Below are 22,773 nucleotides of genomic sequence, written 5' to 3'. Positions count from 1 at the left end.
CGGCGCACCTCGATGCGGCGCTCGCCGGCCCCGCTCCGCGACTCTCAACCGCAGGCTCTACAGCTGTTGAGACTCCGTGGCGGTGACTCGACGCTGTCTCAGGCGAACTGCCCCGCCGCGCGCCCTGCCCCCGCGGGGCCTGCGAAGGCCTGCGCGATGCCCAGCCACTCCGCCGCGTCGGCGCCGACCGCCTCGACGGCCAGGTCGTCCGGGTGCCTGCGCTGCGTCACCAGCAGGCAGAAGTCGAGCGCGGGGGCGGTGATCCGCTGCTCCGCGTCGGCCGGGCCCCAGGTCCAGAGCGAGCCGTCCGGCGCGGTCAGCTCGATGCGGAACTCGGCCGCGGGCGGCGTCCGGCCGTGCACCGCGTAGGCGAAGTCGCGGGTGCGGGCGCCGATGTGCGCGACCCCGCGCAGCCGCCGGGTCGGCTCCCTGGTGACGCCGAGCGCGTCCGCCACGTCCTGGCCGTGCGCCCAGGTCTCCATCAGCCGGGCGGTGATCATCGACCCCGGGCGCATGGGCGGGCCGAACCACGGCACCTTCACCCCCTCCGGGACCGCACGCAGCGCCGCGACCAGTGCTTCCCGACCCGACCGCCAGCGCCGCAGCAGCTCGGCGGGCGGGGCGGCCGCCGCCTCCTCGGCGCCGTCGTCCACGAAGGTGGCCACCCGCGGCGCGGCCTCGGTGAGCATCCGCGCGAAGCCGTCCGGGTCGGTCGCGGAGAGCACCGCGACCCCGTCGGTCCAGGCGAGGTGGCCGATCTGGTGCGCGACGGACCAGCCGGGCGCGGGCGTCGGCAGTTGCCACCCCGCCGCGTCCAGCGGGGCGACCAGGCGTTCCAGATCAGCGGATTCGTCGGCGAAATCGGCGAGCAGGGCGTCCAGGTCGGCCATGCGCCCCAGCATCGCAGCGGCCGCCGGAAAAGACAAGCACGTGTGCTTGTTTACCAGCCGAAGAGGATCAGGTGCAGCGCGCCGACCCCGAGCCCGAGCACCGCCCCATGCAGGTACAGCAGCCAGGCGTCCTGCTCCACCGAGGCATAGAACATCTCCATGAACTCGCCGGGGCTCATCACCGTGAGCTTGCGCGCGGCGAACTCGTCGATCTTGCTCGCCTGCTCGCGGGCGAACTCCTCGTCCTCCACCAGCGTCGGCGCCAGCCCCACCGCCGCGCCCGCCGCGGTGACCTTGAGGTTGTCGAACTGCCGCCGCCCGAAGGCGGCGCGCACCACGGAGGTGGTGCGGCCCAGCTGCCGGTTGATCTCCTCGGCGATCAGCCGCTCCAGCAGCTGCCTGGTCTTGTCGCCGTTCGGGCCGTCGAGCAGCTCCGCGGAGAGGTTCGGCAGGGTGAGCACCTGGTAGGCCAGGATGTGCGCGAGGTCGACGGCGGCCTGCGGCTGCCGCTTGGCCAGCAGCGCCTGCCGCCACAGGTACCGATACCGCGGCTGCGGGTCGCCCGGCTCGAAGACCATCTTCACCGCGATCATGTTCACCACGACGCCGATCGCGGCCGAGGCCAGCAGCACCACCGCCCAGGCCGGGATCCAGCTGATCACCGGCAGCGTGCGGTGCAGGTGCAGGTAGAGCGCGAGCAGCAGCCCGAACGGCGCGCCGAGCAGCCCGATCCGCACCATGAAGCGCAGCTCCGGCGCGGCGATGGTGGTGGTCAGGTCCTTGAGGATGGTCGGGTTCTGCCGCAGGTAGCGGATGACGAAGCTCTTGATGTCGATCAGCTGGTCGACATTGTCGCCGAGCGATTCGAAGGCGCGCCTGCAGAGCGCGGGCAGCTCGCGGTCCACCCGCTGGTAGACCAGCTGCCGGACCGCACGCGGCAGCCCGCGCCAGAGATCCGGGTTCTCCCGCTCCATGAGCTCGTCGACCAGCGGCTCGACCTGCTTGCGGGCGAGCACCGCGATGTAGTCGGCGATGCCGTCCAGGTCCAGCTCGCGGATGAAGTCCTTGGGGTTGCCGATCCGCATGATCGCCATGTCCACGCAGATGCTGGCCATCTTCTCGGCGCGGGCCGGGATGAAGCCCTGGAATCCGAGCTGCTTGCCGTCGCCGGAGAAGGTCGGCAGCACCTGCACCCGGCGCGGGAAGTACGGGTAGAGCACCGAGAGCCCCGGTACCCGGAACCCGCGGAAGTGCACCGGCCAGAACAGCATGAGCACGCCGGTCCAGTTCGTCAGCCACCCGGCCAGCCCGGCGAAGATCGGGAAGGTGATCAGCTCGACCACGAATTTCGACTGCCCGGTGAGTTCTTCCCAGTCGATGAAGAGCCCGGAGGCGAGAGCAGTCACGGCGCGATCCCCCTCGGTCCTGCCGGGTGGTGAGATATCAGGGCCCCAACATTCTCATTGCGCTCGAACCGGTGTCAACGCGCCACGACACCGCCGAGGAAGGAGCGGCTCCGTGCCGATTCAGACCGTCGACATCCCTACCCCGGACGGCACCGCGGACGCGCTGTTCGTGCACCCCGGCTCCGGCACGCACCCCGGCGTTCTGCTCTTCCCGGACGCCTTCGGCCCGCGGCCCGCGCTCGCCGCGCTCGCCGAGACCATCTCCGCCCGCGGCTACGCCGTGCTGGTGCCGAACCTCTTCCACCGAGCGGGCCGGGCACCGGTGGTGGAGCTGCCCGAGGTCGTCGACGCGAGCAACCGGCACGAGGTCTTCGACCGCATCCGCCCGCTGATGGAGCAGCTCACCCCCGAGCTCGCGCTCCGCGACGCCGGTGCCTACCTCGACTGGCTGGCCGCCGCGCCCGAGGTGGCCGCCGGGCCGGTCGGGCTCACCGGCTACTGCATGGGCGCCGCGCTGGTGCTGCGCACCGCCGCCGCCTACCCCGACCGGGTCGCCGCCGGCGCCGGCTTCCACGGCGGCAGGCTGGCGAGCGAGGCCGCCGACAGCCCGCACCTGACCGTCGACGGAATCACCGCCGAGCTCTACTTCGGCCACGCCGACGCCGACCCCTCGCTCCCGCCGGAGCAGATCGAGCGGCTGAACCAGGCGCTCGACTCGGCGGGCGTGCGCTACCGCGCCGAGGTCTACGCAGGCGCCGCGCACGGCTTCACCCAGCGCGACCTGGCCAGCTACGACGCCGACGCGGACGCCCGGCACCTCCGCGAGCTGGTAGCGCTGCTGGACCGCGCACTGAGCTGACTTCGCCCTCGGCGAACATCGGAGCGGACCGGAACAAAGGTCCGACCCCCTGGGTTGAGTGGGCATAGCTCAACTTTCAGAAGGGTCGATATCGTGACTACACCTCGGAACCTGCCGGTGCTGTTCCTGACCGATCCGATCGTGCTGCCGGGCATGGTCGTGCCCATCGAACTGGACGAATCGGCGCAGGCGGCGATCGATGCCGCGCGCGCCGCGAAGGAAGGCCAGGTGCTGGTGGCACCGCGGCTGGACGAGGGGTACGCGACGTACGGCGTCGTTGCCACCGTCGAACAGGTCGGCAGGCTGCGCGGCGGCGCGCCCGCCGCGGTGCTGAAGGCCGAGCGGCGGGCCCGGATCGGGCACGGGGTGACTGGGCCCGGCGCCGCGCTCTGGGTCGAGGCCGAACCGGTCGAGGTCCCGCCCGCCGACGGCCGGACCAGGGAGCTGGCCGAGGAGTACAAGAAGCTCGTGGTCTCGGTGCTGCAGCGGCGCGAGGCCTGGCAGATCATCGACGCGGTGAACCAGCTGGCCGAGCCGTCCGAGATCGCGGACACCGCGGGCTACGCCTCCTACTTGACCGGCGAGCAGAAGCGCGAGCTGCTGGAGACCCCGGACACCGCGGCCCGGCTGACCACGCTCATCGACTGGACCCGCGCGCACATCGCCGAGGCCGAGGTCACCGAGAAGATCGGGGACGAGGTCAGGGAGAACCTGGAGAAGACGCAGCGCGAGTTCCTGCTGCGTCAGCAGCTGAACGCCATCCGCAAGGAGCTGGGCGAGGACGAGCCGGACGGCGCGGACGACTACCGCACCCGGGTCGAGCAGGCCGAGCTCCCGGCCGAGGTGCGCGAGGCGGCGCTGCGCGAGGTCGGCAGGCTGGAGCGGGCCAGCGACCAGAGCCCGGAGTCGGGCTGGATCCGCACCTGGCTGGACACCGTCCTGGACCTGCCGTGGCACGAGCGGACCACGGACAACACCGACGTCGCCGCGGCCCGCGCGGTGCTCGACGCCGACCACCACGGCCTGGACGAGGTCAAGGACCGGATGGTCGAGTACCTGGCGGTGCGCGCCAGGCGCGCCGAGCGCGGGCTCGAGGTGGTCGGCGGCCGCGGCTCCGGCGCGGTGCTGGTGCTGGTCGGCCCGCCCGGCGTCGGCAAGACCTCGCTGGGCGAGTCGGTCGCCAGGTCGCTGGGGCGCAAGTTCGTCCGGGTGGCGCTGGGCGGGGTCAGGGACGAGGCGGAGATCCGCGGGCACCGGCGCACCTACGTCGGCGCGCTGCCCGGCCGGATCGTGCGCGCCATGAAGGAGGCCGGGTCGATGAACCCGGTGGTGCTGCTGGACGAGATCGACAAGGTCGGCTCGGACTACCGCGGCGACCCGGCGGCCGCGCTGCTCGAGGTGCTCGACCCGGCGCAGAACCACACCTTCCGCGACCACTACCTCGACCTGGACCTGGACCTCTCGGACGTGCTGTTCATCGCGACGGCCAACGTCATGGAGACCATCCCCGGCCCGCTGCTGGACCGCATGGAGCTGATCACCGTCGACGGCTACACCGAGGACGACAAGGTCGCCATCGCGCGCGACTTCCTGGTGCCGAGGCAGCTGGAGCGCAACGCGCTGACCGCCGACGAGGTCACCGTCACCGATGAGGCGCTGCGCGAGATCGCCGCGAACTACACCCGCGAGGCGGGCGTCCGCCAGCTGGAGCGGCTGATCGCGAAGGGGTTGCGCAAGGCGGCCACGAAGCTGGCCACCGACGGCGCCGGCCCGCTCACCATCGGGTTCGGTGAGCTGAAGGAGTACCTGGGCAGGCCGCGGTTCACGCCGGACTCCATGGAGCGCACCTCGGTGCCGGGAGTGGCGACCGGGCTCGCGGTTACCGGTGCGGGCGGCGACGTGCTCTACATCGAGGCCAACTCGGCCGAGGGCGAGCGCTCGCTGACGCTGACCGGGCAACTCGGCGACGTCATGAAGGAGTCCGCGCAGATCGCGCTGACCTACGTGCGCTCGCACCTGGCCGAGATCGGGATCGAGCCCGCGGTGCTGGACCGGAATATCCACATCCACTTCCCGGCGGGCGCGGTGCCGAAGGACGGCCCGTCGGCGGGCGTCACCATGGTGACGGCGCTGGTCTCGCTGGCGCTGGGCCGGAATGTGCGCGGGGACGTCGGGATGACCGGCGAGGTCACGCTGAACGGGCGGGTGCTGCCGATCGGCGGGGTGAAGCAGAAGCTGCTGGCCGCGCAGCGGGCCGGGCTGAAGACGGTCTTCATCCCGGCGCGCAACGAGCCCGACCTGGACGAGGTGCCCGCCGACGTGCTCGCGGCGCTGGACGTGCGCCCGGTCGCGGACGTGGCGGAGATCCTCGGCTACGCCATCGAGCCGGTCGCCGAGCCCGCGCTGGACGGCCCGGCGTACGCCGCCACCGCCTGATCAGGAGAAGGGGCCGGGCACCCCTCGTGGCCCGGCCCCTCCGCCTGTCTCCGGCACCACGGCCTGCGGCCGGGCCACGCTTCCCGAACTCAGCCGAGTTCGCGCTCGACCGCGCGGGTCGTCCCCTGCGCGACGGCGCAGAGCACCGGCTCGGAACCCGCGTCCTCACTGCGGATTTCGCAGTGCACCACCGCCTGCCGCCGGGTCGACCCGGTCACCCGCGCGTCGGCGCGCAGCCGCGTCCCGGCGGCCGGGCGCAGGTAGGTGATGCTGAACCCGCCGGTCAGCACATTGGAGCCGAGCACAGTGCCCGCCGCGAAGGTCAGCGCGTTGTCCGCGAGGTAGGCGAGCACCCCGCCGTGTACGAAGCCGAACTGCTGCCCCAGCTCGGGGCGGATCGGGATGGCCAGGCTGGCGGCGCCGTCGCCGAAGGCGAGTAGCTCGGTGCCGACGAGGTGCGCGAACGGCTGGCGGTCCAGCACCGCGCGCGCCGAGGTGGCATCGAGTACGACCATGGGGTGCTCCGATCAGTCCGGGTTCTGCAGGGTGCGCCACGCGGCGGCGGCGAGTTCGTCGGCGACCTCGGCGGGCGGGCGGCGGACGGCACCGGCCAGCCAGCTCCGCGCGTACTCCTGCGCAGGCCCCAGCCAGAGCGCGTAGAGCAGGTCGAACTCCAGCTCGCGCACCGCCCCGTACCCGGCGTGCGTGCGCCACCAGCGGACGATGTCGAGCAGGAACTCCCGATTGCCCTCCTGCTCGCGCGCGCCCGCGGGCGCCGCGCCGAACAGCACCGTCGCCCGCGCCGGGTGCGCGGTGACCCAGTCCAGGTGCGCGCGCACCCCGGCGGTCACCCCGCCGCGCGCGTCGGTGCTCGCCAGCACGGCCTGCCGGAACCCGGCCTGGAAATCGGCGAGCGCACCGAGCCAGACCTGCCGGTACAGCTCCGCCTTGTCCGGGAAATGGTGGTACAGCGCGCCGACGCTGGCGCCCGCCGCCTCTCGGATCTCGGCCAGCGTCGCCGCCAGCACGCCGCGCACGGCGAACTGCTCCTCCGCCGCCAGCAGCAACCGATCTCGAATCCGCACAAACAGAATAATATTCTGTCCGACCTCGAAAGCGCCAGGTGTGCGGTAAGACGGAGCCGTGGCCCGATGGCTGTTGCACGTCGACCTCGACCAGTTCCAGGCGGCGGTGGAGTTCCGCCGCCACCCGGAGCTGCGCGGCCTGCCGGTGATCGTCGGCGGCAACGGCGACCCCGACGAGCCGCGCAAGGTGGTGACCTGCGCCTCGTACCCGGCGCGGGCCTTCGGCGTGCGGGCCGGGATGGCGCTGCGCAGCGCGCAGCGCAAATGTCCGGACGGGGTCTTCCTCGCGCTCGACCCGCCCGCCTACGACGAGGCGTCCGACGAGGTCATGGCGGTGCTGCGCGGCTTCCCCGGCCGGGTCGAGGTCTGGGGCTGGGACGAGGCCTTCCTCGCCGCCGACACCGACGACCCGGAGGCGCTCGCCGCCGCGATCCGCGCCGCCGTCGCGGAACTCGAGCTGACCTGCTCGATCGGCATCGGCGACAACAAGCTCACGGCCAAGCTCGCCACCGGTTTCGCCAAGTCGATCGGCAAGGCATCGGCGGCCAACCCCGGCGCCGAGCCGGAGCACCGCGCCGGGGCCGCCACCGGCACCTTCCGGCTCACCGCGGCGAACTGGGTCGAGGTCATGGGGCAGCGGCCCACCGACGCGCTCTGGGGCGTCGGCCGCCGGATCGCCGCGCGCATGGCGGCACTCGGCATCCACACCGTGGCCGACCTCATGGCCGCCGACCGGGACCGGCTGGCGGCCGAGTTCGGCCCGAACACCGGCCCCTACCTGTGGGTGCTCGGCCACGGCAGGGGCGACACCGAGGTCAGCACCGAGCCGCGGGCCGCGGTGGGGCAGCCGATCCGAGACCTTCGCCACCGACCTGACCGACCCCGCGGAGATCCGCGCCCAGGTCGCGCGGCTCGCCACCGAGCTGGCCGAGGAGCTGGCGGCGGCGGGCCGGGTGAGCACCAGGGTCTCGGTCACGGTGCGCACCAACACCTTCTACACCCGCAGCAAGCAGCGCAAACTCGCGGAGCCGAGCGCCGACGTCGCGCTCATCGCGGAGACCGCGGTCGCGGTGCTCGACCGGTTCGAGCCGGGCCGCCCGGTCCGGCTGCTCGGCGTGCGCCTGGAACTGGTGCCGGTGTGAGCCCCTCGTATGCTTCCGCCATGACCTTCTCGGCGATGGTGGCCAACGCTTCGGACGGTGCGATCGTCCTCTCCAGGGCGGAGGTCGGCGACGACTTCCTCGGGGCGGGCGAGGTGACGATCGCGGTGCACTACTCGAGCGCCAACTACAAGGACGCCCTTGCCATCACGCCGCGCGGCGGGGTGGTGCGGCAGTACCCGATCGTGCCTGGCATCGACCTGGCGGGCGAGGTGGTCGCCTCCGACGACGACGCCTTCGCCCCCGGCGACCAGGTGCTCGCGCACGGCTACGAGCTCGGCGTCTCGCGCAACGGCGGCTTCGCCGAGCTGGCCAGGGTGCCCGCGGAGTGGGTCGTGAAGCTGGACAGGCTGAGCACCAGGGATGCCGCCGCCATCGGCACCGCCGGGTTCACCGCCGCGCTCAGCGTGCGCGCCCTGCTCGACCGCGGCCTCACCCCGGACGACGGCGCGGTGCTGGTCACCGGGGCGACCGGCGGGGTCGGCGGGGTCGCGATCGACATCCTGGCCGGGCTCGGCTTCGAGGTCATCGCCTCCACCGGCAAGACCGACGCGGACGACCTGCTCGCCGAGCTCGGCGCGAACGAGGTGATCGGCAGGCTGCCGGAGGATCCGGAGGCCAAGCCGCGGCCGCTCACCTCGGCCCGCTGGGCGGGCGCGGTGGACAGCGTCGGCGGCGCCTCGCTGGCCTACATCCTGAGCGCCATCGGGTACGGCGGCGCGGTCGCTGCCAGCGGGCTGACCGGCGGGCCCGGGGTGCCGACCACGGTCATGCCCTTCATCCTGCGCGCCGTCTCGCTGCTCGGCATCGACTCGGTGAACCTGCCGATCGAGCACCGCAGGGAGATCTGGGCCCAGCTCGGCGGCGAACTGCGCCCCCGCCACCTGTCCGCCCTCACCAACGTCGCCCCGATCACCGACGCCGAACAGGTCCTCCGCTCCATCCAGGACGGAACCCACCGCGGCCGCACGGTATTCGCCGTCGCCGGCGAGTTCTGAGCCCGCCCCGGCGGGGGTGAGGCTTGCGAACCCCGTTCGCGGCCCGTCTCGTCGCCGAGTGCTCGAAAGTGCATGCGCCGCAGGCGCGAGTCTCGAGCGCTCGGCGACGAGACTTCACAGGGCCGCGAACACGCCCGCCGAAGGCGGGCCGATAGATTCCGCGAACTGGGTGCGGTACAGCTCGGCATAGCGGCCCTCGGCGGCCAGGAGCTGCTGGTGGGTTCCGCGCTCCACGATCCGCCCGTGCTCGAGGACGACGATCTCGTCCGCGGCGCGGACGGTGGAGAGCCGGTGCGCGATGACGATCGCGGTGCGCCCCTCCAGCGCCTCGGTCAGCGCCTCCTGGACGGCCGCCTCCGAGGTGGAGTCCAGCGAGGCGGTGGCCTCGTCGAGGACGACCACCCGCGGCTGCTTGAGCAGCAGCCTGGCGATGGTGAGCCGCTGCCGCTCGCCGCCGGAGAGCCGGTACCCGCGCTCGCCGACCACCGTGTCCAGCCGGTCCGGCAGCGACTCGACCAGGTCCCGCAGCCGAGCCCTGGTGAGCGCATCCCACAGCTCGTCCTCGCTCGCCTCCGGCCTGGCCAGCAGCAGGTTGGCCCGGATGGTCTCGTGGAAGAGGTGCCCGTCCTGGGTCACCAGCCCGACGGTCTCCCGGATCGAGGTGGTGCTCAGCTCCCTGACGTCGACGCCGTTCAGCCGGACCGCGCCGGAGTCCACGTCGTAGAGCCGGGAGACCAGCTGCGCGATCGTCGACTTGCCCGCCCCCGACGAGCCGACCAGCGCGACCATCCGCCCCGGCTCGGCGCGCAGCGAGACCCCGTGCAGCACCGGCACCCCGCCCCTGGTGTCCAGCGTGGCGACCTCCTCCAGCGAGGCCAGCGACACCTTGTCCGCGGACGGGTAGCCGAACCCGACACCGTCCAGCTCCACCGCGACCGGCCCCGCGGGCACCGGCACCGCGCCGGGCGCGTCCTCGATGAGCGGCCGCATGTCCAGCACCTCGAAGACCCGCTCGAAGCTGACCAGCGCGGACATGATCTCCATCCGGGCGCTGGCCAGCGCGGTGAGCGGCGCGTACAGCCGGGTCAGCAGCAGCGAGAGCGCGACCACCGCGCCCGCGTCCAGCTGCCCGCGCAGCGCGTACCAGCCGCCGAGGCCGTAGACCAGCGCGACGGCCAGCGCCGAGACCAGGGTGAGCGCGGTGACGAAGACGGTCTGCAGCATGGCCGTGCGCACCCCGATGTCGCGCACCCGCGCGGCCCGCGCCGCGAACTCCACCGACTCCTGCTCCGGCCGCCCGAACAGCTTGACCAGCGTCGCCCCCGGCGCCGAGAAGCGCTCGGTCATCTGCGTGCTCATGGCGGCGTTCAGGTCCGCGGCCTCGCGCTGGATACCGGCGAGCCGGTTGCCCATCCGCCGCGCGGGCAGCACGAAGACCGGGAGCAGCAGCAGCGCGAGCAGCGTGATCTGCCAGGAGATCCCGATCATCACCACGAGCGTGAGGCCGAGCGTCACCAGGTTGGTGACGACGCCGGAGAGGGTGTCGCTGAAGGCCCGCTGCGCGCCGATCACATCGTTGTTCAACCGGCTCACCAGCGCGCCGGTGCGGGTCCTGGTGAAGAAGGCGACCGGCATCTTCTGCACGTGGTCGAAGACGGCGGTGCGCAGGTCCAGGATCAGCCCCTCGCCGATCCCCGCGGAGAGCCGCCGCACCACCAGCCCGAGCCCGGCATCGAGCACCGCGAGCACGCCGATCACCAACGCCAGCGTGACCACCACCCGCGCCGCCGCGCCGCCGACGATGTCGTTCACCACCCGCCCGGCCAGCACCGGCGTCGCCACCGTGATCACCGCCGAGAGCACGCTGAACCCGAGGAACAGCGCGATCGTGCGCCGGTGCGGCGTGGCGAAGCGCAGGATGCGCCGCGCCGTCGCCCGCCGGAACGGCCGCCGCTCGTCGGGCGCGTTCATCTGCCGGTACATCTGGCTCCACGCCACGGATTCCATGCTCATCCGATCGCTCCTCTCCGCTCGGGGTCCATTGGACTCCGGGCCACCGACACTAAGACCTCAACAAAGGTTGAGAGCAAGCCATTTCCGGCCGGGCCTACGCTGGTTCAGGTGAAACGACGGCCGGACGAGCCCGAACTCATCGCGCGGGCGCTGCGGGCGCGGCTGCGCGGCGAGGTGGACGGGTCGGCGCGGCGGCGGGCCGAGTACTCCTCGGACGCCTCGAACTACCGGGTGCCCCCGACCGCCGTCGTCTTCCCGCGCGACGACGCGGACGTGGCGGCGGCGCTCGCCTTCGCTCGGGAGAACGGGGTGCCGCTGACCGCGCGGGGCGCGGGGACCTCGGTGGCCGGGAACGCCGTCGGCCCCGGGCTCGTGCTGGACTTCAGCAGGCACATGCACGCGATCGGGCCGATCGACCCGGACGCCGGGCGGGTCACGGTGCAGTCGGGGGCGGTGCTCGGCACGCTGCAGCGCGCGGCCGCGCCGCACGGCCTCCGCTTCGGCCCCGACCCCTCCACCCAGAGCCGCTGCACGCTCGGCGGCATGATCGGCAACAATGCCTGCGGCCCGCGCGCGGTCGCCTGGGGCCGCACCGCCGACAACGTGCGCGCGCTGCGCATCCTGGACGGCACCGGCGCGGAGCGGCTGCTCGGCACCGACCTCGCGGTGCTTCCCGGGCTGCCGGAGTTCACCGCGGCGCACCTGGCCCCGCTCCGCACCGACCTCGGCCGCTTCGACCGCCAGGCCTCCGGCTACGGCCTGGAGCACCTGCTCCCGGAGCGCGGCTCGGCGGTCGCGCGCGCCTTCGTCGGCAGCGAGGGCACCTGCGGGGTGCTGCTCGACGCCGACCTCGACCTGGTCCCGCTGCCCGGCGCGACCGTGCTCACGGTGCTCGGCTACCCGGACATGGCGACCGCCGCCGACGATGTCGCCGCGGTGCTCGCGGTCCGGCCGACCGCGGTCGAGGGGATCGACGCCAGACTGGTGGACGTGGTGCGCGCCGCGCGCGGCGCCGTGCCGGAGCTGCCCCGCGGCGGCGCCTGGCTCTTCGTCGAGACCGGCGGCGATACCGCCGACCTCGCCCGCCAAGCCGCGCGCGAACTCTGCCGGAGCGCGGGCGCCATGGACAGCACCGTCGTCACCGACCGCGCCGCCGCGGCCGCGCTCTGGCAGATCCGGGCCGACGGCGCGGGCCTGGCGGGCCGCTCCCCCGACGGCAGGCCGGCCTGGCCCGGCTGGGAGGACGCCGCCGTCCCGCCCGAGCGGCTCGGCGCCTACCTGCGCGAATTCGGCGCGCTCAGCACCGAGCACGGCGTGGACGGGTTGCTCTACGGGCATATCGGGGACGGCTGCATCCACGTCCGGCTCGACCTGCCGATCGCCGAGGCGCCGCAGCGGTTCCGCGCCTTCCTGTTCGACGCCGCCGACCTGGTCGTGCGGCACGGCGGCTCGCTCTCCGGCGAGCACGGCGACGGCCGGGCCCGCTCCGAGCTGCTCGCGCGCATGTACTCCCCCGCGGTGCTCGGCATGTTCGGCGGCTTCAAGGCGCTCTTCGACCCGGACGACCTGCTGAACCCCGGGGTGCTGGTGGCGCCGCGCCCGATCGATGCCGACCTGCGGGTGGCCGGGCTCCCCCCGGTGCCCGCGCACGGAGTCGCGCTCCCCCGCGACGGCGGCGACCTCGGCACGGCGGTGCACCGCTGCGTCGGGGTCGGCTCCTGCCGGGCCGACTCCGGCGGCTTCATGTGCCCCTCGTTCCTGGCCACCGCCGACGAGAAGGACAGCACCCGCGGCCGGGCCAGGGTGCTGCAGGAGGTGGTGCGCGGCGCGCTCCCGATCACCGGCCCCGAGGTGCGCGAATCGCTCGACCTGTGCCTGTCCTGCCGCGCCTGCGCCACCGACTGCCCCGCCGGGGTGGACATGGCGACCTACAAGTCCGAGGTGCTGTACCGCCGCTACCGGGGCAGGCTCCGCCCCGTCGACCACTACACCCTCGGCAGGTTGCCGCGGTGGCTCGCGCTCGCGGGCCGGGCGCCGCGGCTCGCCAACGCGCTGGCCCGGGTGCGCCCGCTGCGCCGGGCCGGGCTGCGCGCGGCGGGCATCGACCCGCGCAGGCAGGTCCCGCGGCTGGCCGAGCACCGGGTCGACCGGGTGCCGCCGGTCGGCGGCGACGGCCCCGAGGTGCTGCTCTGGATCGACACCTTCACCGACGCCTTCGACCCGGCCATCGCCACCGCCGCCACCGGGCTGCTGGAATCGCTCGGGTACCGGGTTCGGCTGCCGGAGCGGGGAGTCTGCTGCGGGCTGACCTGGATCACCACCGGGCAGCTCGACGGCGCCCGCGCCCGGTTACGGGCCACCCTGGACGCGCTGCACGCCCACGTCGCGGCGGGCGGGCCGGTGATCGGGCTGGAGCCGTCCTGCACCGCCGCGCTCCGCACCGACCTGCCGGAGCTGCTCCCGGACGACCCGCGCGCCGCGCCGACCGCGGCCGCCGTGCGCACCCTCGCCGAATTCCTGCTCGCGCACCCGGAGTGGACCCCGCCGCGCCGCGACGGGCAGCCGGTCGTGGTGCAGCCGCACTGCCACCAGTACGCGACCGCGGGCTTCTCCGCGGATCGCCAGATATTAGCTGCTATGGGTGTGCAGCTGCACGAGATCAGGGGCTGCTGCGGGCTGGCCGGTAATTTCGGAATGCGATCCGGACACTTCGACATATCCGTGAAAATCGCGGGGAACGGGCTGCTGCCCGCGCTGGCGGCGGCGCAGGCGGAGGCGGTGCTGCTCGCCGACGGGTTCTCCTGCCGTACCCAGGCCGCGGAGCTCGCAGGCCGCGAAGCGCGCCATCTGGCGCAGTTCCTTTGGGAGGGCTGAGGATGGTGCCTGCTCCCCGCTGCGGTGGGGAGCAGGCACCCGGCTCAGCTGCCGAAGGGGAGGGTGCCGGGTGGGATCTGGTACCCGGAGCTCCCCGCGGCGAAGCCGCCGATTCCGTCGAGCAGGAAATTGAGCAGGTTCGTGATCATCGCGCCTGACCCTTCGTGAATCGACTGCCGACAATTTGCCGGTCACGCGGATATCGGCGTGGTCACGGATGGTGTTACCGATGGTTGCGAATTCGGTGGCAGATCACGGGGCGATCACCGGCGGCGCGGGCCGGTCGCCCGGCCGAGCAGCCCGACCAGCCGCCGGATCTCCGGCTCGGTCAGCGCGGTGCCGGGGAAGAAGACCTGCCGGTCGACCACCCCCTCCAGCGCGATGACGCAGAGCTCGGCGGCCGCGGTGCTCGCCTCCAGCCCGGCGTCGGCCAGCCCCTGCCCGACCAGCGAGACGAAGGCGGCGCGGGCGTCGTCGAAGTGCCTGCGCAGCTCCTCGTCGGTGCGCGCCTCGGCGAGCAGGTGGTGCCTGGCGAGCACCCGGTACCTGGCCTCCGGAGCCGTCATCTCGCTGATGACGGCGACCGCGACGGTGAGGAGGGCCCGCGGGTGCGGCTCCCAGAAGTGCCGCGCCGCGATCTGCATGTCCTCGGCGAAGAGCTCGTCGGCCACCATCTGCAGCAGCCGCAGCCGACTGGGCGCGTGGTAGTTGACCGAGCCGGGCGGGAGCTCGGCCGCGGCGTCCACATTGCGGTGGGTGAGCTTGCGCGGCCCCTGCTCGCCGAGCACGCGCAGGGCGGCCTCGGCAATGCGCGCACGCCGTTCCGCGGAGTCCTGGCGTGGCCGTCGAGCGGAGACCATGACCCCGGAATTTACCCGTCGCCGTCGGTTTCCACCGAGGGTGAAAATCACCGGCCGAACCTTGCACCCGCGGTGTTCGGACCTGCTATCGGCGGGCCGCGCGGGTTCCTGCGGGCCCGGCCGCGCACAATGGTCCGGTGCGACGGCAGGCCGGGGTGGCGAGGGGCGGTAACCGCCGCGCGCCGCTACCCGCAGGCAGGTTCGGTGCCGCGGGCGCGCGGCGCCTGGACGGCGAGGGCGGGCCCGGTGCGCAGCGCCTCTACGAGGGGGCCACGCCGGACGCCACGACCCCGCGCCGCCCGGCGGCTGGAGCGGGCACGACCCGCACCGTCAGCACCGACCGCCCGTTCGACCTCGCCACCACCCTCGCCCCGCTCTCCCGCGGCGCGGGCGACCCCTGCCACCGCCGCACCGAGGACGGCGCGCACTGGCACGCCTCCCGGCTGCCGAGCGGCCCGGTCACCTACCGCCTCCGCCAGGCGGGCCGCACCGGCGTCCAGGCGACGGCCTGGGGGCCGGGCGCCGACGAGTTCCTGACCGGCCTGGAGCGCATGCTCTGCCTGGACGAGTGCGTCGACGCCTTCACCCCGGAGCACCCGAGGATCGCCGAGGCGCACCGCCGCCACCCCGGGCTGCGCATGCTCCGCACCGGCCTGGTCTTCGAGGCGCTGGTCCCGGCGATCCTGGAGCAGAAGGTGCACACCATCTCCGCCCGCCGCTCCTGGTGCGTCCTGGTCCGCCGCTACGGCGAGCCCGCCCCCGGCCCCGGCGAGCTGCTGCTCCCGCCCGCGCCGGACACCTGGCGGCACATCCCCTCCTGGAGCTACCACCAGGCCAATGTCGGCCCGCAGCGCGCGGCCACCATCGTCCGCGCCGCCAGGGCCGCCGCCGCCATCGACCGCACCGCCGCCCTCGACCCGGCCGCGGCGGCCGCGAAGCTCCGCTCCATCCCCGGCATCGGGGTCTGGACCGTCGCCGAGGTGGCCCAGCGCGCCTACGGCGACCCGGACGCGCTCTCGGTCGGCGACTACCACCTCGCCGCCGTCGTCGGCTGGACCCTGCTCGGCCGCCCGCTGGACGACGCGGGCATGGTCGAGTACCTGGAACCGCTACGCCCGCACCGCTACCGCGCGGTCCGGCTGCTCGAGGTCAGCGGCCAGGCGCACCGCCCGAAGTTCGCCCCGCGCACCCCGCTCACCGACCACTCCTGGCACTAGGAGGGCAGCGCGCGCGCCTCGAGCACGCAGCGCCCGGCCTCGACCAGGGTGCTCCGCGCCCGCCTGCGCACCCGGCACTCGTCGACGGTGCAGTCCAGGTGCAGCTGCATGGCGGTGTGCGCCTGCTCCGGCGTCAGCGGGCCGGGGTCGGCCGCGCAGGCGTAGAGAGCCGCGAGACGCAGATTGAACTCGGTCAACGACACGGTCACCTCCGGTTCGAGCGGACACGGCACACATCCAGCACACCAGTCGAATGCCGAGTGGGAGGCGGAGTTCGGCCGGCCGCGGCGTTATTCCGCGAATTCCCAGCACAGAATCCGCTCCGCAGGGGAAAATCATCCGTTGTGGACGAAGGTCCCACGGGCACTGCGGTGATGCGACAAGCACGGAACGGAGTGTGGGGTGGCGACGAGACCGGCGAGGGCGGGGCGCGCGGTGATGCCGGAGCGGCTCCCGGTGCGGGCGGTGGAACGGGTGGCGGCGCAGCACGATTCGTCGACGCTGCCGCGCAGGCAGCTCGGCAGGTACCTGCGCGAATGGCGGACGCGGGCGGGGCTGACCATCGCCGAGTCCGCGCGGCTCATGGAGTGGGGAGCGACCACGCTGCAGCGGCTGGAGAAGGGGCAGGCGGACCGGGTCCGCACCATCGACATCCGCGAGCTGTGCCGGGTCTACGGCATCCCGGACGAGATCGCCTACGGCCTGGAGGGGCTGGCGCGGCAGGTCGCGGACACGCACTGGTGGCACGCCTTCGGCGAACTGATCCCGGAGCACTTCGAGGTGTACCGCGGGGTGCAGGCGTCGGCCAGGCACCTCGCCACCTACCAGCCGGAGCTGGTGCCCGCGCTGTTCCGCACCGCGGAGTACCTGCGCGCGCTCGCGGGCGGCGCCGAGGAGCGGGTGCAGGGCGCGCTGCGCGGGCAGAGCCTGATCACGCGCAAGTCGCTGCCCGCGACGGTGGACGCGGTGCTGCACGAGTCGGTGCTGCGCCGGGTGGTCGGCGGGCCGCGGGTGATGGCCGCGCAGCTGCGGCACCTGGCCGACCTCAGCACCAGGGCCAATGTCCGGGTGCGGGTGCTCCCCTTCGCGGCGGGGGCGCCGGTGGGCGCGACGGTCGCGCCGTTCACCGTGCTCGATTTCGGCGCGGACCGCAGCGGCCGCGCGCTGGAGCCGCCGGTGGTGTACACCGAAGGGCTCACCGGCGGACTGTATCTGGAGTCCGAGCGGGACATCCGGCGGTACGATGCGGCGCACGAGTGCCTGCGGGACTCGGCGCTCGACATCCCATCGACCCGGCACCTGCTGCGGCGGGTAGCGAAGGAGTACGCGGCATGAGCATCGGCGAGGGCGCGCAGATCGATATCGCGGGCGCCCGGTGGCAGTCGGCCTCCGGCACCGCGCCGGAGAGCGAGGCCGTGGTCGAGGTGGCGTTCCTGGCCGAGGGGCACGTCGCGCTGCGCGACGGCCGCGACCCGGAGGGCTCGGTGCTGATCTTCACCCCCGGCGAGTGGGACGCCTTCACCGCGGGGGTGCTGGACGGGGAGTTCGACCCGCCCGCCTGACGGTCACGAAAGCCCGACCGGTCGGTCACGAACCGGGCGCGGTCCGGCAACAATGCCGGTTTGCTCGGACGACCGGTCGGGTACACCTCTTGTCATGGACCGTGGGTTGAAGAATTTCCCACCCCGGTACCGGACGCCGCATCCGCGCTACTGGGTGGAGTGGTTGATCGTGGGACTGCTGGTGGCGGTGTCGTCGGTGGGCGTGTTCGTGCTCACCGGATCGTTGCTCTCCGCGCTCTTCGTCGGTGTGCTGGTGTGGGCGGTGGCCGTCGGGGTGGTCGCGCTCCTGTAGCGCAGCGCGACCACCGCCGTCAGCGGCGGAAGAGCTTGTTCCCGAGCCAGACGATCGGGTCGTACCGCCGGTCGACCACGCGCTCCTTCATCGGGATGAGCGCGTTGTCGGTGATCGCGATGTGCTCCGGGCACACCTCGGAGCAGCACTTGGTGATGTTGCAGTACCCGAGGCCGTGCTCCTCCTGCGCCAGGTCGCGCCGGTCGGCGACGTCCAGCGGGTGCATCTCCAGCTCCGCGATCCGCATGAGGTAGCGCGGCCCGGCGAACGCCTCCTTGTTGTCCTCGTGGTCCCGCACCACGTGGCAGGTGTTCTGGCACAGGAAGCACTCGATGCACTTGCGGAACTCCTGCGAGCGCTCGACATCCACCTGCTTCATCCGGTAGTCACCCGGCTTCAGATCCGCGGGCGGCGTGAACGACGGGATCTGCCTGGCCTTCTCGTAGTTGAACGAGACATCGGTGACCAGGTCCTTCACCACCGGGAAGGTGCGCATCGGGGTCACCGTGATGACCTCGTCCTCGGTGAAGGTGGACATCCGGCACATGCAGAGCAGCTTGGGCCTGCCGTTCACCTCGGCCGAGCACGACCCGCACTTGCCCGCCTTGCAGTTCCAGCGCACCGCGAGGTCGGGGGCCTGGGTGGCCTGCAGCCGGTGGATGATGTCCAGCACCACCTCGCCCTCGTTCACCTGGACGGTGAAGTCCCGCAGCTCGCCGCCGTCGATGTCGCCGCGCCACACGCGGAACCTGGCGTCGTATCCCATGTCACGCCTCGCCTTCCGGGGCAGGGCGCGCGTTCTCCGGGTGTCCCGCCAATTCGATTCCCTTGTAGTACTTCTCCAGCTCGGAGACCTCGAAGAGCGCGAGCAGGTCCGCCCGCATGGGCTCCTGGTCCGCCGGGCGCACGGCCACGCCGGGCACCGTCGCCGCGCGGTCGTCGCCGTCCAGTTCGCAGACCAGCAGGGTGTTCCGCCAGCCGGGGTCCATCCCCGGGTAGTCGTCCCTGGTGTGCCCGCCGCGGCTCTCGGTGCGCAGCAGCGCGGCCTGCGCCACGCACTCGCTCACCACCAGCATGTTCCGCAGGTCGAGCGCGAGGTGCCAGCCCGGGTTGAACTGCCGGTGCCCCTCCACGGTGACCTCGGCGTACCGCTCGCGCAGCCGCTCCAGCCGCTCCACGGCCTGGTGCAGCTCCTTTTCCGTGCGAATGATGCCGACCAGGTCGTTCATCACCTGCTGCAGGTCGGTGTGCAGGGTGTACGGGTTCTCGCCCTGCCCGGTCGCGGGCGGGTCGAACGGCGCCACCGCCGCCCGGGCCGCGGCGGTGATGTCGGCATCGGTCACCGCGGGCCGCTGATCGCCGAGCGACCGCACGTACTCCGCGGCCCCGAGCCCCGCCCGGCGGCCGAAGACCAGCAGGTCGGAGAGCGAGTTCCCGCCGAGCCGGTTGGAGCCGTGCATGCCGCCGGAGCACTCCCCCGCCGCGAAGAGCCCGGGCACGGTGGCGGCGCCGGTGTCCGGCACCACCTCGATCCCGCCCATGACGTAGTGGCAGGTCGGCCCGACCTCCATCGGCTCGGCGGTGATGTCGACGTCGGCCAGCTCCTTGAACTGGTGGTGCATCGAGGGCAGCCTGCGCCGGATCTCCTCGGCGGGCAGCCGGGAGGCGATGTCCAGGTAGACGCCGCCGTGCTCGGTGCCGCGCCCCGCCTTGACCTCGGAGTTGATCGCCCTGGCGACCTCGTCGCGGGGCAGCAGGTCGGGGGTGCGGCGGGCGGAGTCGTTGTCCTTCAGCCACTGGTCGGCCTCGTCCTCGGACTCGGCGTACTGCCCCTTGAAGACCGAGGGGATGTAGTCGAACATGAACCGCTTGCCGTCGGTGTTCTTCAGCACCCCGCCGTCGCCGCGCACCCCCTCGGTCACCAGGATGCCCTTGACGCTCGGCGGCCACACCATGCCGGTCGGGTGGAACTGCAGGAACTCCATGTTGATCAGCGAGGCGCCCGCGCGCAGTGCGAGCGCGTGGCCGTCGCCGGTGTACTCCCACGAGTTCGAGGTGACCTTGTAGGACTTGCCGACCCCGCCGGTGGCGAGCACGACCGCGGGCGTCTCGAAGAGCACGAAGCGGCCGGACTCGCGCCAGTACCCGAAGGCGCCGGAGATCCGGTCGCCCTCCTTGAGCAGCTCGGTGATGGTGCACTCGGCGAAGACCTTGATCCGCGCCTCGTAGTCGCCGGTCTCGGCGAAATCCTCCTGCTGCAGCGCGACGATGCGCTGCTGCATGGTGCGGATCAGCTCCAGCCCGGTGCGGTCGCCGACGTGCGCCAGCCGCGGGTAGGTGTGGCCGCCGAAGTTGCGCTGGCTGATCCGGCCGTCCGGGGTGCGGTCGAACAGCGCGCCATAGCTTTCCAGCTCCCACACCCGGTCCGGCGCCTCCTGCGCGTGCAGCTCGGCCATCCGCCAGTTGTTCAGGAACTTGCCGCCGCGCATGGTGTCCTTGAAGTGCGTCTGCCAGTTGTCCTTGGCGTTCGCATTGCCCATGGCCGCGGCGCAGCCGCCCTCGGCCATGACCGTGTGTGCCTTGCCGAACAGGGATTTGCAGACCACCGCGACGCTGTAGCCGTTCTCCCGTGCTTCGATCACCGCGCGCAGCCCGGCGCCGCCCGCGCCGATGACCACCACGTCGTACTTGTGCCGTTCAACTTCTGGCATCGAGGAAAACTCCTGTATGAGGCGGTCAGTCGATGAACCGCAGGTCCGAAATCGTTCCGCTGGCCACCAACATGACGTAGAAGTCGGTGAGCACGAGCGTGCCGAGGGTGGTCCAGGCCAGGGCCATGTGCCTGGTGTTCAGCTTCGACACCTGGGTCCAGAACCAGTAGCGCACCGGGTGCGCCGAGAAGTTCTTGAGCCGCCCGCCCGCGATGTGCCTGCAGGAATGGCAGGACAGCGTGTAGGCCCAGAGCAGCACGACGTTCAGCAGCAGCACCAGGTTGCCGAGGCCGAAGCCGAAGCCGCCGCTCTTGCCGTGGAAGGCGACGATCGCGTCGTAGCTGTTGATCAGCGAGACCAGCAGCGCCACATAGAAGAAGTAGCGGTGCGCGTTCTGGATGATCAGCGGCAGCCTGGTCTCGCCGGTGTACTTGGCGTGCGGCTCGGCGACCGCGCAGGCGGGCGGCGAGAACCACACCGCCCGGTAGTAGGCCTTGCGGTAGTAGTAGCAGGTGAGCCGGAAGCCGAGCAGGAACGGGAGCACGGCGAAGCCGAGTGGGATCCACATCGGCAGGTCGCCGAGCGGCGTCCCGAAGTGGCTCGCCCCTTCGACGCACGACGTGCTCAGGCACGGTGAGTAGAACGGCGTCAGGTAGTGGTAGTCGGCAACGTAGTAGGCGGTGCGCACGAACGACCTGACCGTCGCGTATACGACGAACGCACCGAGGCCGAGCACGGTGATCAGCGGTGGTAGCCACCAGCGGTCGGTGCGGAGGGTGCGTGCGGAGATCCGTGCTCTGGTCGTCGTGAAGACGCCGGTGGGTGCGGCAGTCACGGTGGATGCCTCGCTGATCTGCTCTGCGGGCTCGTCGGGTTGGCCCGCGATCCGATGTGATGACGAGCACCCTACGACAGGGGCGCTATCGCTCGAGTCCGGTACCGCCATTCCCGGAGCATCGGCCCAGTAGTGATCTTCACCACAACCGTGATCGCGGCCTGATCGTCACACTCCGGTAACAGCCGCGTGGTGCCCTTTTCCTGACAAATCGCCCGTTGACGTGCGGTGACGCGTGGATTCGGCAGGAAGGGGCCACCACGATGAGAAGGGCCGCGATCGTGGCTCCGGTCCGCACCCCCGGCGGGGTCGCGGGCGGAGCGCTCTCCGGGATGCCGCCGGAATGGCTGGCGACCACGGTGCTCTCGGCGTGCATCGACCGCTCCGGGATCGACCCGCTGCGCATCGAGGACGTCGCCATGGCGTGCATCGATCCGCGCAGGCCGACGGTGCCGCATCTGAGCAGGCTGGCCGCGCGCGGCGCCGGGCTGCCCTTCGCGGTGCCCGGCTTCCTCACCGACCGGCGCGGCGGCAGCGGGCTACAGGCGGTGATCACCGCGGCCATGATGGTGCAGACCGGTGCGGCCGACGTGGTGGTGGCGGGCGGCGTCGAATGTTCGACGGACGGTGCCATCTCCCCGCGCGATCCGGGCCACCGCGCCGACCTGGTGAATGCCGAGGAGCTGGCCAGGCACTACGGGATCGGGCGGGCCGAGGCGGACGAGTTCGCGGTGGCGAGCCACCGCAGGGCGGCGCGGGCCTGGCGGCAGGGTGCCTTCGCTACCGAGGTGGTCCCGGTCGGCGTCACCGCCGACCCCTACGCCCGCACCGCGGCCGACTTCGACCCCGGCCACCGCATCGCCAGGGACGAGGGAGTCAGGGCCGACCTCACCACGCACACCCTCGCCAACCTCCGCCCCCTGCTCCCGCGGGGCGTGGTGACCAGCGCCAATATGAGCGCGCACCGGCACGGCGCCGCCGCCTGCCTGGTGGTGGCCGAGGACCGGCTGGACGAACTCGGCCTCACCCCGCTGGCCTACCTGGTCGGCTGGGCCGCGGCGGGCTGCGACTCCGACATCGCCTCGCTCGGCGCCGCCCCGGCCGTGGCGAAGCTGCTCGGCCGCAGCGGCCGCACCATGGACGACCTGGACCTGATCGAGGTCAACGAGGGGTTCGCGGTCGAGGTGCTCGCGCTGGCGCGGGAGTGGGACCTCGACCCGACCGACCGGCTGAACGTCAACGGCTCATCGATCGCGCTCGGCAACCCGGTCGGCGCCACCGGGCTCCGCATCATGACGACGATGCTGCACGAACTCGCGCGCGGCGGCGGCCGCTACGGCCTGGAGGCCATCGCGCTCGGCCACGACCACGGCATCGCCGCGCTCTTCGAGTCGGCGGAGTCGGCCCCGGCGTCGGCGCCGCCGTGCGGGGCCAGGTTCCACGGCGCGCGCCCGCCGCGGCGGGCGGGGCGGCACCGGGCCTAGGCCGTGTTGCGAAGTCGTCTGTCACTGCTCTCGGAGCCAGTGGTTGATGGCGGCAATGTGGATGCTGGCGAGGTAGCGGACGGCGAGTTTG

General features: G+C 72.7%; 19 protein-coding genes and 1 pseudogene. 10 read left to right on the top strand and 10 right to left on the bottom strand.

Annotation, left to right across the window (positions count from 1 at the left end; all coding sequences use genetic code 11):
* Positions 1–98: 98 nt before the first annotated feature.
* Both ACFUUZ_RS26100 and ACFUUZ_RS26095 read right to left on the bottom strand, forming a co-directional pair.
* Positions 99–890, bottom strand: coding sequence for a TIGR03084 family metal-binding protein (locus ACFUUZ_RS26100; protein WP_378700612.1), 792 nt, complete (start codon positions 888–890; stop codon positions 99–101).
* A 50-nt stretch (positions 891–940) separates the two neighbouring features.
* Positions 941–2,296 carry a hypothetical protein gene (locus ACFUUZ_RS26095; protein WP_378700610.1) on the bottom strand — a complete coding sequence of 452 codons (1,356 nt, stop codon included), beginning with the start codon at positions 2,294–2,296 and terminating at the stop codon, positions 941–943.
* Positions 2,297–2,408: 112 nt separating this feature from the next.
* Here ACFUUZ_RS26095 and ACFUUZ_RS26090 point away from each other — a divergent pair, with 112 nt between their 5' ends.
* Together ACFUUZ_RS26090 and lon are read left to right on the top strand one after the other, a co-directional pair.
* Positions 2,409–3,155, top strand: a complete 747-nt coding sequence (locus ACFUUZ_RS26090) for a dienelactone hydrolase family protein (RefSeq protein WP_378700608.1) — start codon at positions 2,409–2,411, stop codon at positions 3,153–3,155.
* Between the two features lie 153 nt (positions 3,156–3,308).
* On the top strand, positions 3,309–5,591 hold the full coding sequence (gene lon / locus ACFUUZ_RS26085; RefSeq protein ID WP_378700658.1) for an endopeptidase La: 2,283 nt from the start codon (positions 3,309–3,311) through the stop codon (positions 5,589–5,591).
* Between the two features lie 89 nt (positions 5,592–5,680).
* Here the strand turns inward: lon and ACFUUZ_RS26080 are convergent, their stop codons facing one another.
* Complete coding sequence (locus ACFUUZ_RS26080) at positions 5,681–6,106, bottom strand: PaaI family thioesterase (protein ID WP_378700606.1); 426 nt, start codon at positions 6,104–6,106, stop codon at positions 5,681–5,683.
* Positions 6,107–6,118: 12 nt separating this feature from the next.
* Positions 6,119–6,676: a TetR/AcrR family transcriptional regulator gene (locus tag ACFUUZ_RS26075; RefSeq protein WP_378700604.1), complete on the bottom strand. Its 558-nt coding sequence runs from the start codon at positions 6,674–6,676 to the stop codon at positions 6,119–6,121.
* 58 nt (positions 6,677–6,734) lie between these two features.
* On the opposite strand from ACFUUZ_RS26075, the pseudogene ACFUUZ_RS26070 reads away from it, so the two are divergent.
* Positions 6,735–7,818: pseudogene (locus ACFUUZ_RS26070) on the top strand (DNA polymerase IV).
* A gap of 20 nt (positions 7,819–7,838) precedes the next feature.
* Entirely contained in the window at positions 7,839–8,834 is a 996-nt protein-coding gene (locus ACFUUZ_RS26065; protein ID WP_378700602.1) for an acryloyl-CoA reductase, read from the top strand.
* Between the two features lie 114 nt (positions 8,835–8,948).
* On the opposite strand, the gene ACFUUZ_RS26060 is transcribed toward ACFUUZ_RS26065, so the two are convergent.
* A complete protein-coding gene (locus tag ACFUUZ_RS26060; protein WP_378700600.1) occupies positions 8,949–10,847 on the bottom strand; it encodes an ABC transporter ATP-binding protein in 1,899 nt (632 codons plus the stop codon).
* A gap of 108 nt (positions 10,848–10,955) precedes the next feature.
* Here ACFUUZ_RS26060 and ACFUUZ_RS26055 point away from each other — a divergent pair, with 108 nt between their 5' ends.
* The gene (locus ACFUUZ_RS26055) at positions 10,956–13,721 is read left to right on the top strand and encodes an FAD-binding and (Fe-S)-binding domain-containing protein (RefSeq protein WP_378700598.1); all 2,766 of its coding nucleotides are present in this window, start codon (positions 10,956–10,958) and stop codon (positions 13,719–13,721) included.
* Positions 13,722–13,984: 263 nt separating this feature from the next.
* Here ACFUUZ_RS26055 and ACFUUZ_RS26050 read toward each other — a convergent pair whose 3' ends face one another.
* Entirely contained in the window at positions 13,985–14,581 is a 597-nt protein-coding gene (locus ACFUUZ_RS26050; protein ID WP_378700596.1) for a TetR/AcrR family transcriptional regulator, read from the bottom strand.
* A 224-nt stretch (positions 14,582–14,805) separates the two neighbouring features.
* Here ACFUUZ_RS26050 and ACFUUZ_RS26045 point away from each other — a divergent pair, with 224 nt between their 5' ends.
* Positions 14,806–15,798 carry a DNA-3-methyladenine glycosylase family protein gene (locus ACFUUZ_RS26045; RefSeq protein WP_378700656.1) on the top strand — a complete coding sequence of 331 codons (993 nt, stop codon included), beginning with the start codon at positions 14,806–14,808 and terminating at the stop codon, positions 15,796–15,798.
* On the opposite strand, the gene ACFUUZ_RS26040 is transcribed toward ACFUUZ_RS26045, so the two are convergent.
* On the bottom strand, positions 15,795–15,995 hold the full coding sequence (locus ACFUUZ_RS26040) for a hypothetical protein (RefSeq protein ID WP_378700594.1): 201 nt from the start codon (positions 15,993–15,995) through the stop codon (positions 15,795–15,797). The genes ACFUUZ_RS26045 and ACFUUZ_RS26040 overlap by 4 nt on opposite strands.
* Positions 15,996–16,200: 205 nt before the next feature.
* On the opposite strand from ACFUUZ_RS26040, the gene ACFUUZ_RS26035 reads away from it, so the two are divergent.
* The 3 genes from ACFUUZ_RS26035 to ACFUUZ_RS26025 all read left to right on the top strand — a co-directional run bounded on the left by ACFUUZ_RS26035 (position 16,201) and on the right by ACFUUZ_RS26025 (position 17,652).
* Positions 16,201–17,133: a helix-turn-helix domain-containing protein gene (locus ACFUUZ_RS26035; protein WP_378700592.1), complete on the top strand. Its 933-nt coding sequence runs from the start codon at positions 16,201–16,203 to the stop codon at positions 17,131–17,133.
* Positions 17,130–17,360 (top strand): DUF397 domain-containing protein, encoded by a 231-nt coding sequence (locus ACFUUZ_RS26030; protein ID WP_378700590.1) that lies wholly within the window; start codon positions 17,130–17,132, stop codon positions 17,358–17,360. The genes ACFUUZ_RS26035 and ACFUUZ_RS26030 overlap by 4 nt, the downstream gene beginning before the upstream one ends.
* 94 nt (positions 17,361–17,454) lie before the next feature.
* Positions 17,455–17,652 carry a hypothetical protein gene (locus tag ACFUUZ_RS26025; RefSeq protein ID WP_378700587.1) on the top strand — a complete coding sequence of 66 codons (198 nt, stop codon included), beginning with the start codon at positions 17,455–17,457 and terminating at the stop codon, positions 17,650–17,652.
* A 19-nt stretch (positions 17,653–17,671) separates the two neighbouring features.
* On the opposite strand, the gene ACFUUZ_RS26020 is transcribed toward ACFUUZ_RS26025, so the two are convergent.
* The 3 genes from ACFUUZ_RS26020 to ACFUUZ_RS26010 are packed head-to-tail and all read right to left on the bottom strand — an operon-like array spanning position 17,672 to position 21,216.
* Positions 17,672–18,418: a succinate dehydrogenase/fumarate reductase iron-sulfur subunit gene (locus tag ACFUUZ_RS26020; protein WP_378700585.1), complete on the bottom strand. Its 747-nt coding sequence runs from the start codon at positions 18,416–18,418 to the stop codon at positions 17,672–17,674.
* A gap of 1 nt (position 18,419) precedes the next feature.
* The gene (locus ACFUUZ_RS26015; RefSeq protein WP_378700582.1) at positions 18,420–20,363 is read right to left on the bottom strand and encodes a fumarate reductase/succinate dehydrogenase flavoprotein subunit; all 1,944 of its coding nucleotides are present in this window, start codon (positions 20,361–20,363) and stop codon (positions 18,420–18,422) included.
* Positions 20,364–20,388: 25 nt separating this feature from the next.
* Positions 20,389–21,216 (bottom strand): hypothetical protein, encoded by an 828-nt coding sequence (locus ACFUUZ_RS26010; protein WP_378700654.1) that lies wholly within the window; start codon positions 21,214–21,216, stop codon positions 20,389–20,391.
* 245 nt (positions 21,217–21,461) lie between these two features.
* Here ACFUUZ_RS26010 and ACFUUZ_RS26005 point away from each other — a divergent pair, with 245 nt between their 5' ends.
* Positions 21,462–22,682 carry an acetyl-CoA C-acyltransferase gene (locus ACFUUZ_RS26005; RefSeq protein ID WP_378700580.1) on the top strand — a complete coding sequence of 407 codons (1,221 nt, stop codon included), beginning with the start codon at positions 21,462–21,464 and terminating at the stop codon, positions 22,680–22,682.
* The last annotated feature ends 91 nt before the right edge of the window (positions 22,683–22,773 follow it).

The organism is Nocardia sp. NPDC057353, assembly GCF_042667085.1.
Lineage (GTDB): Bacteria > Actinomycetota > Actinomycetes > Mycobacteriales > Mycobacteriaceae > Nocardia.
The sequence above is the reverse complement of the archived record's forward strand: the minus strand, read 5'-3'. Positions and strand labels throughout refer to the sequence as shown.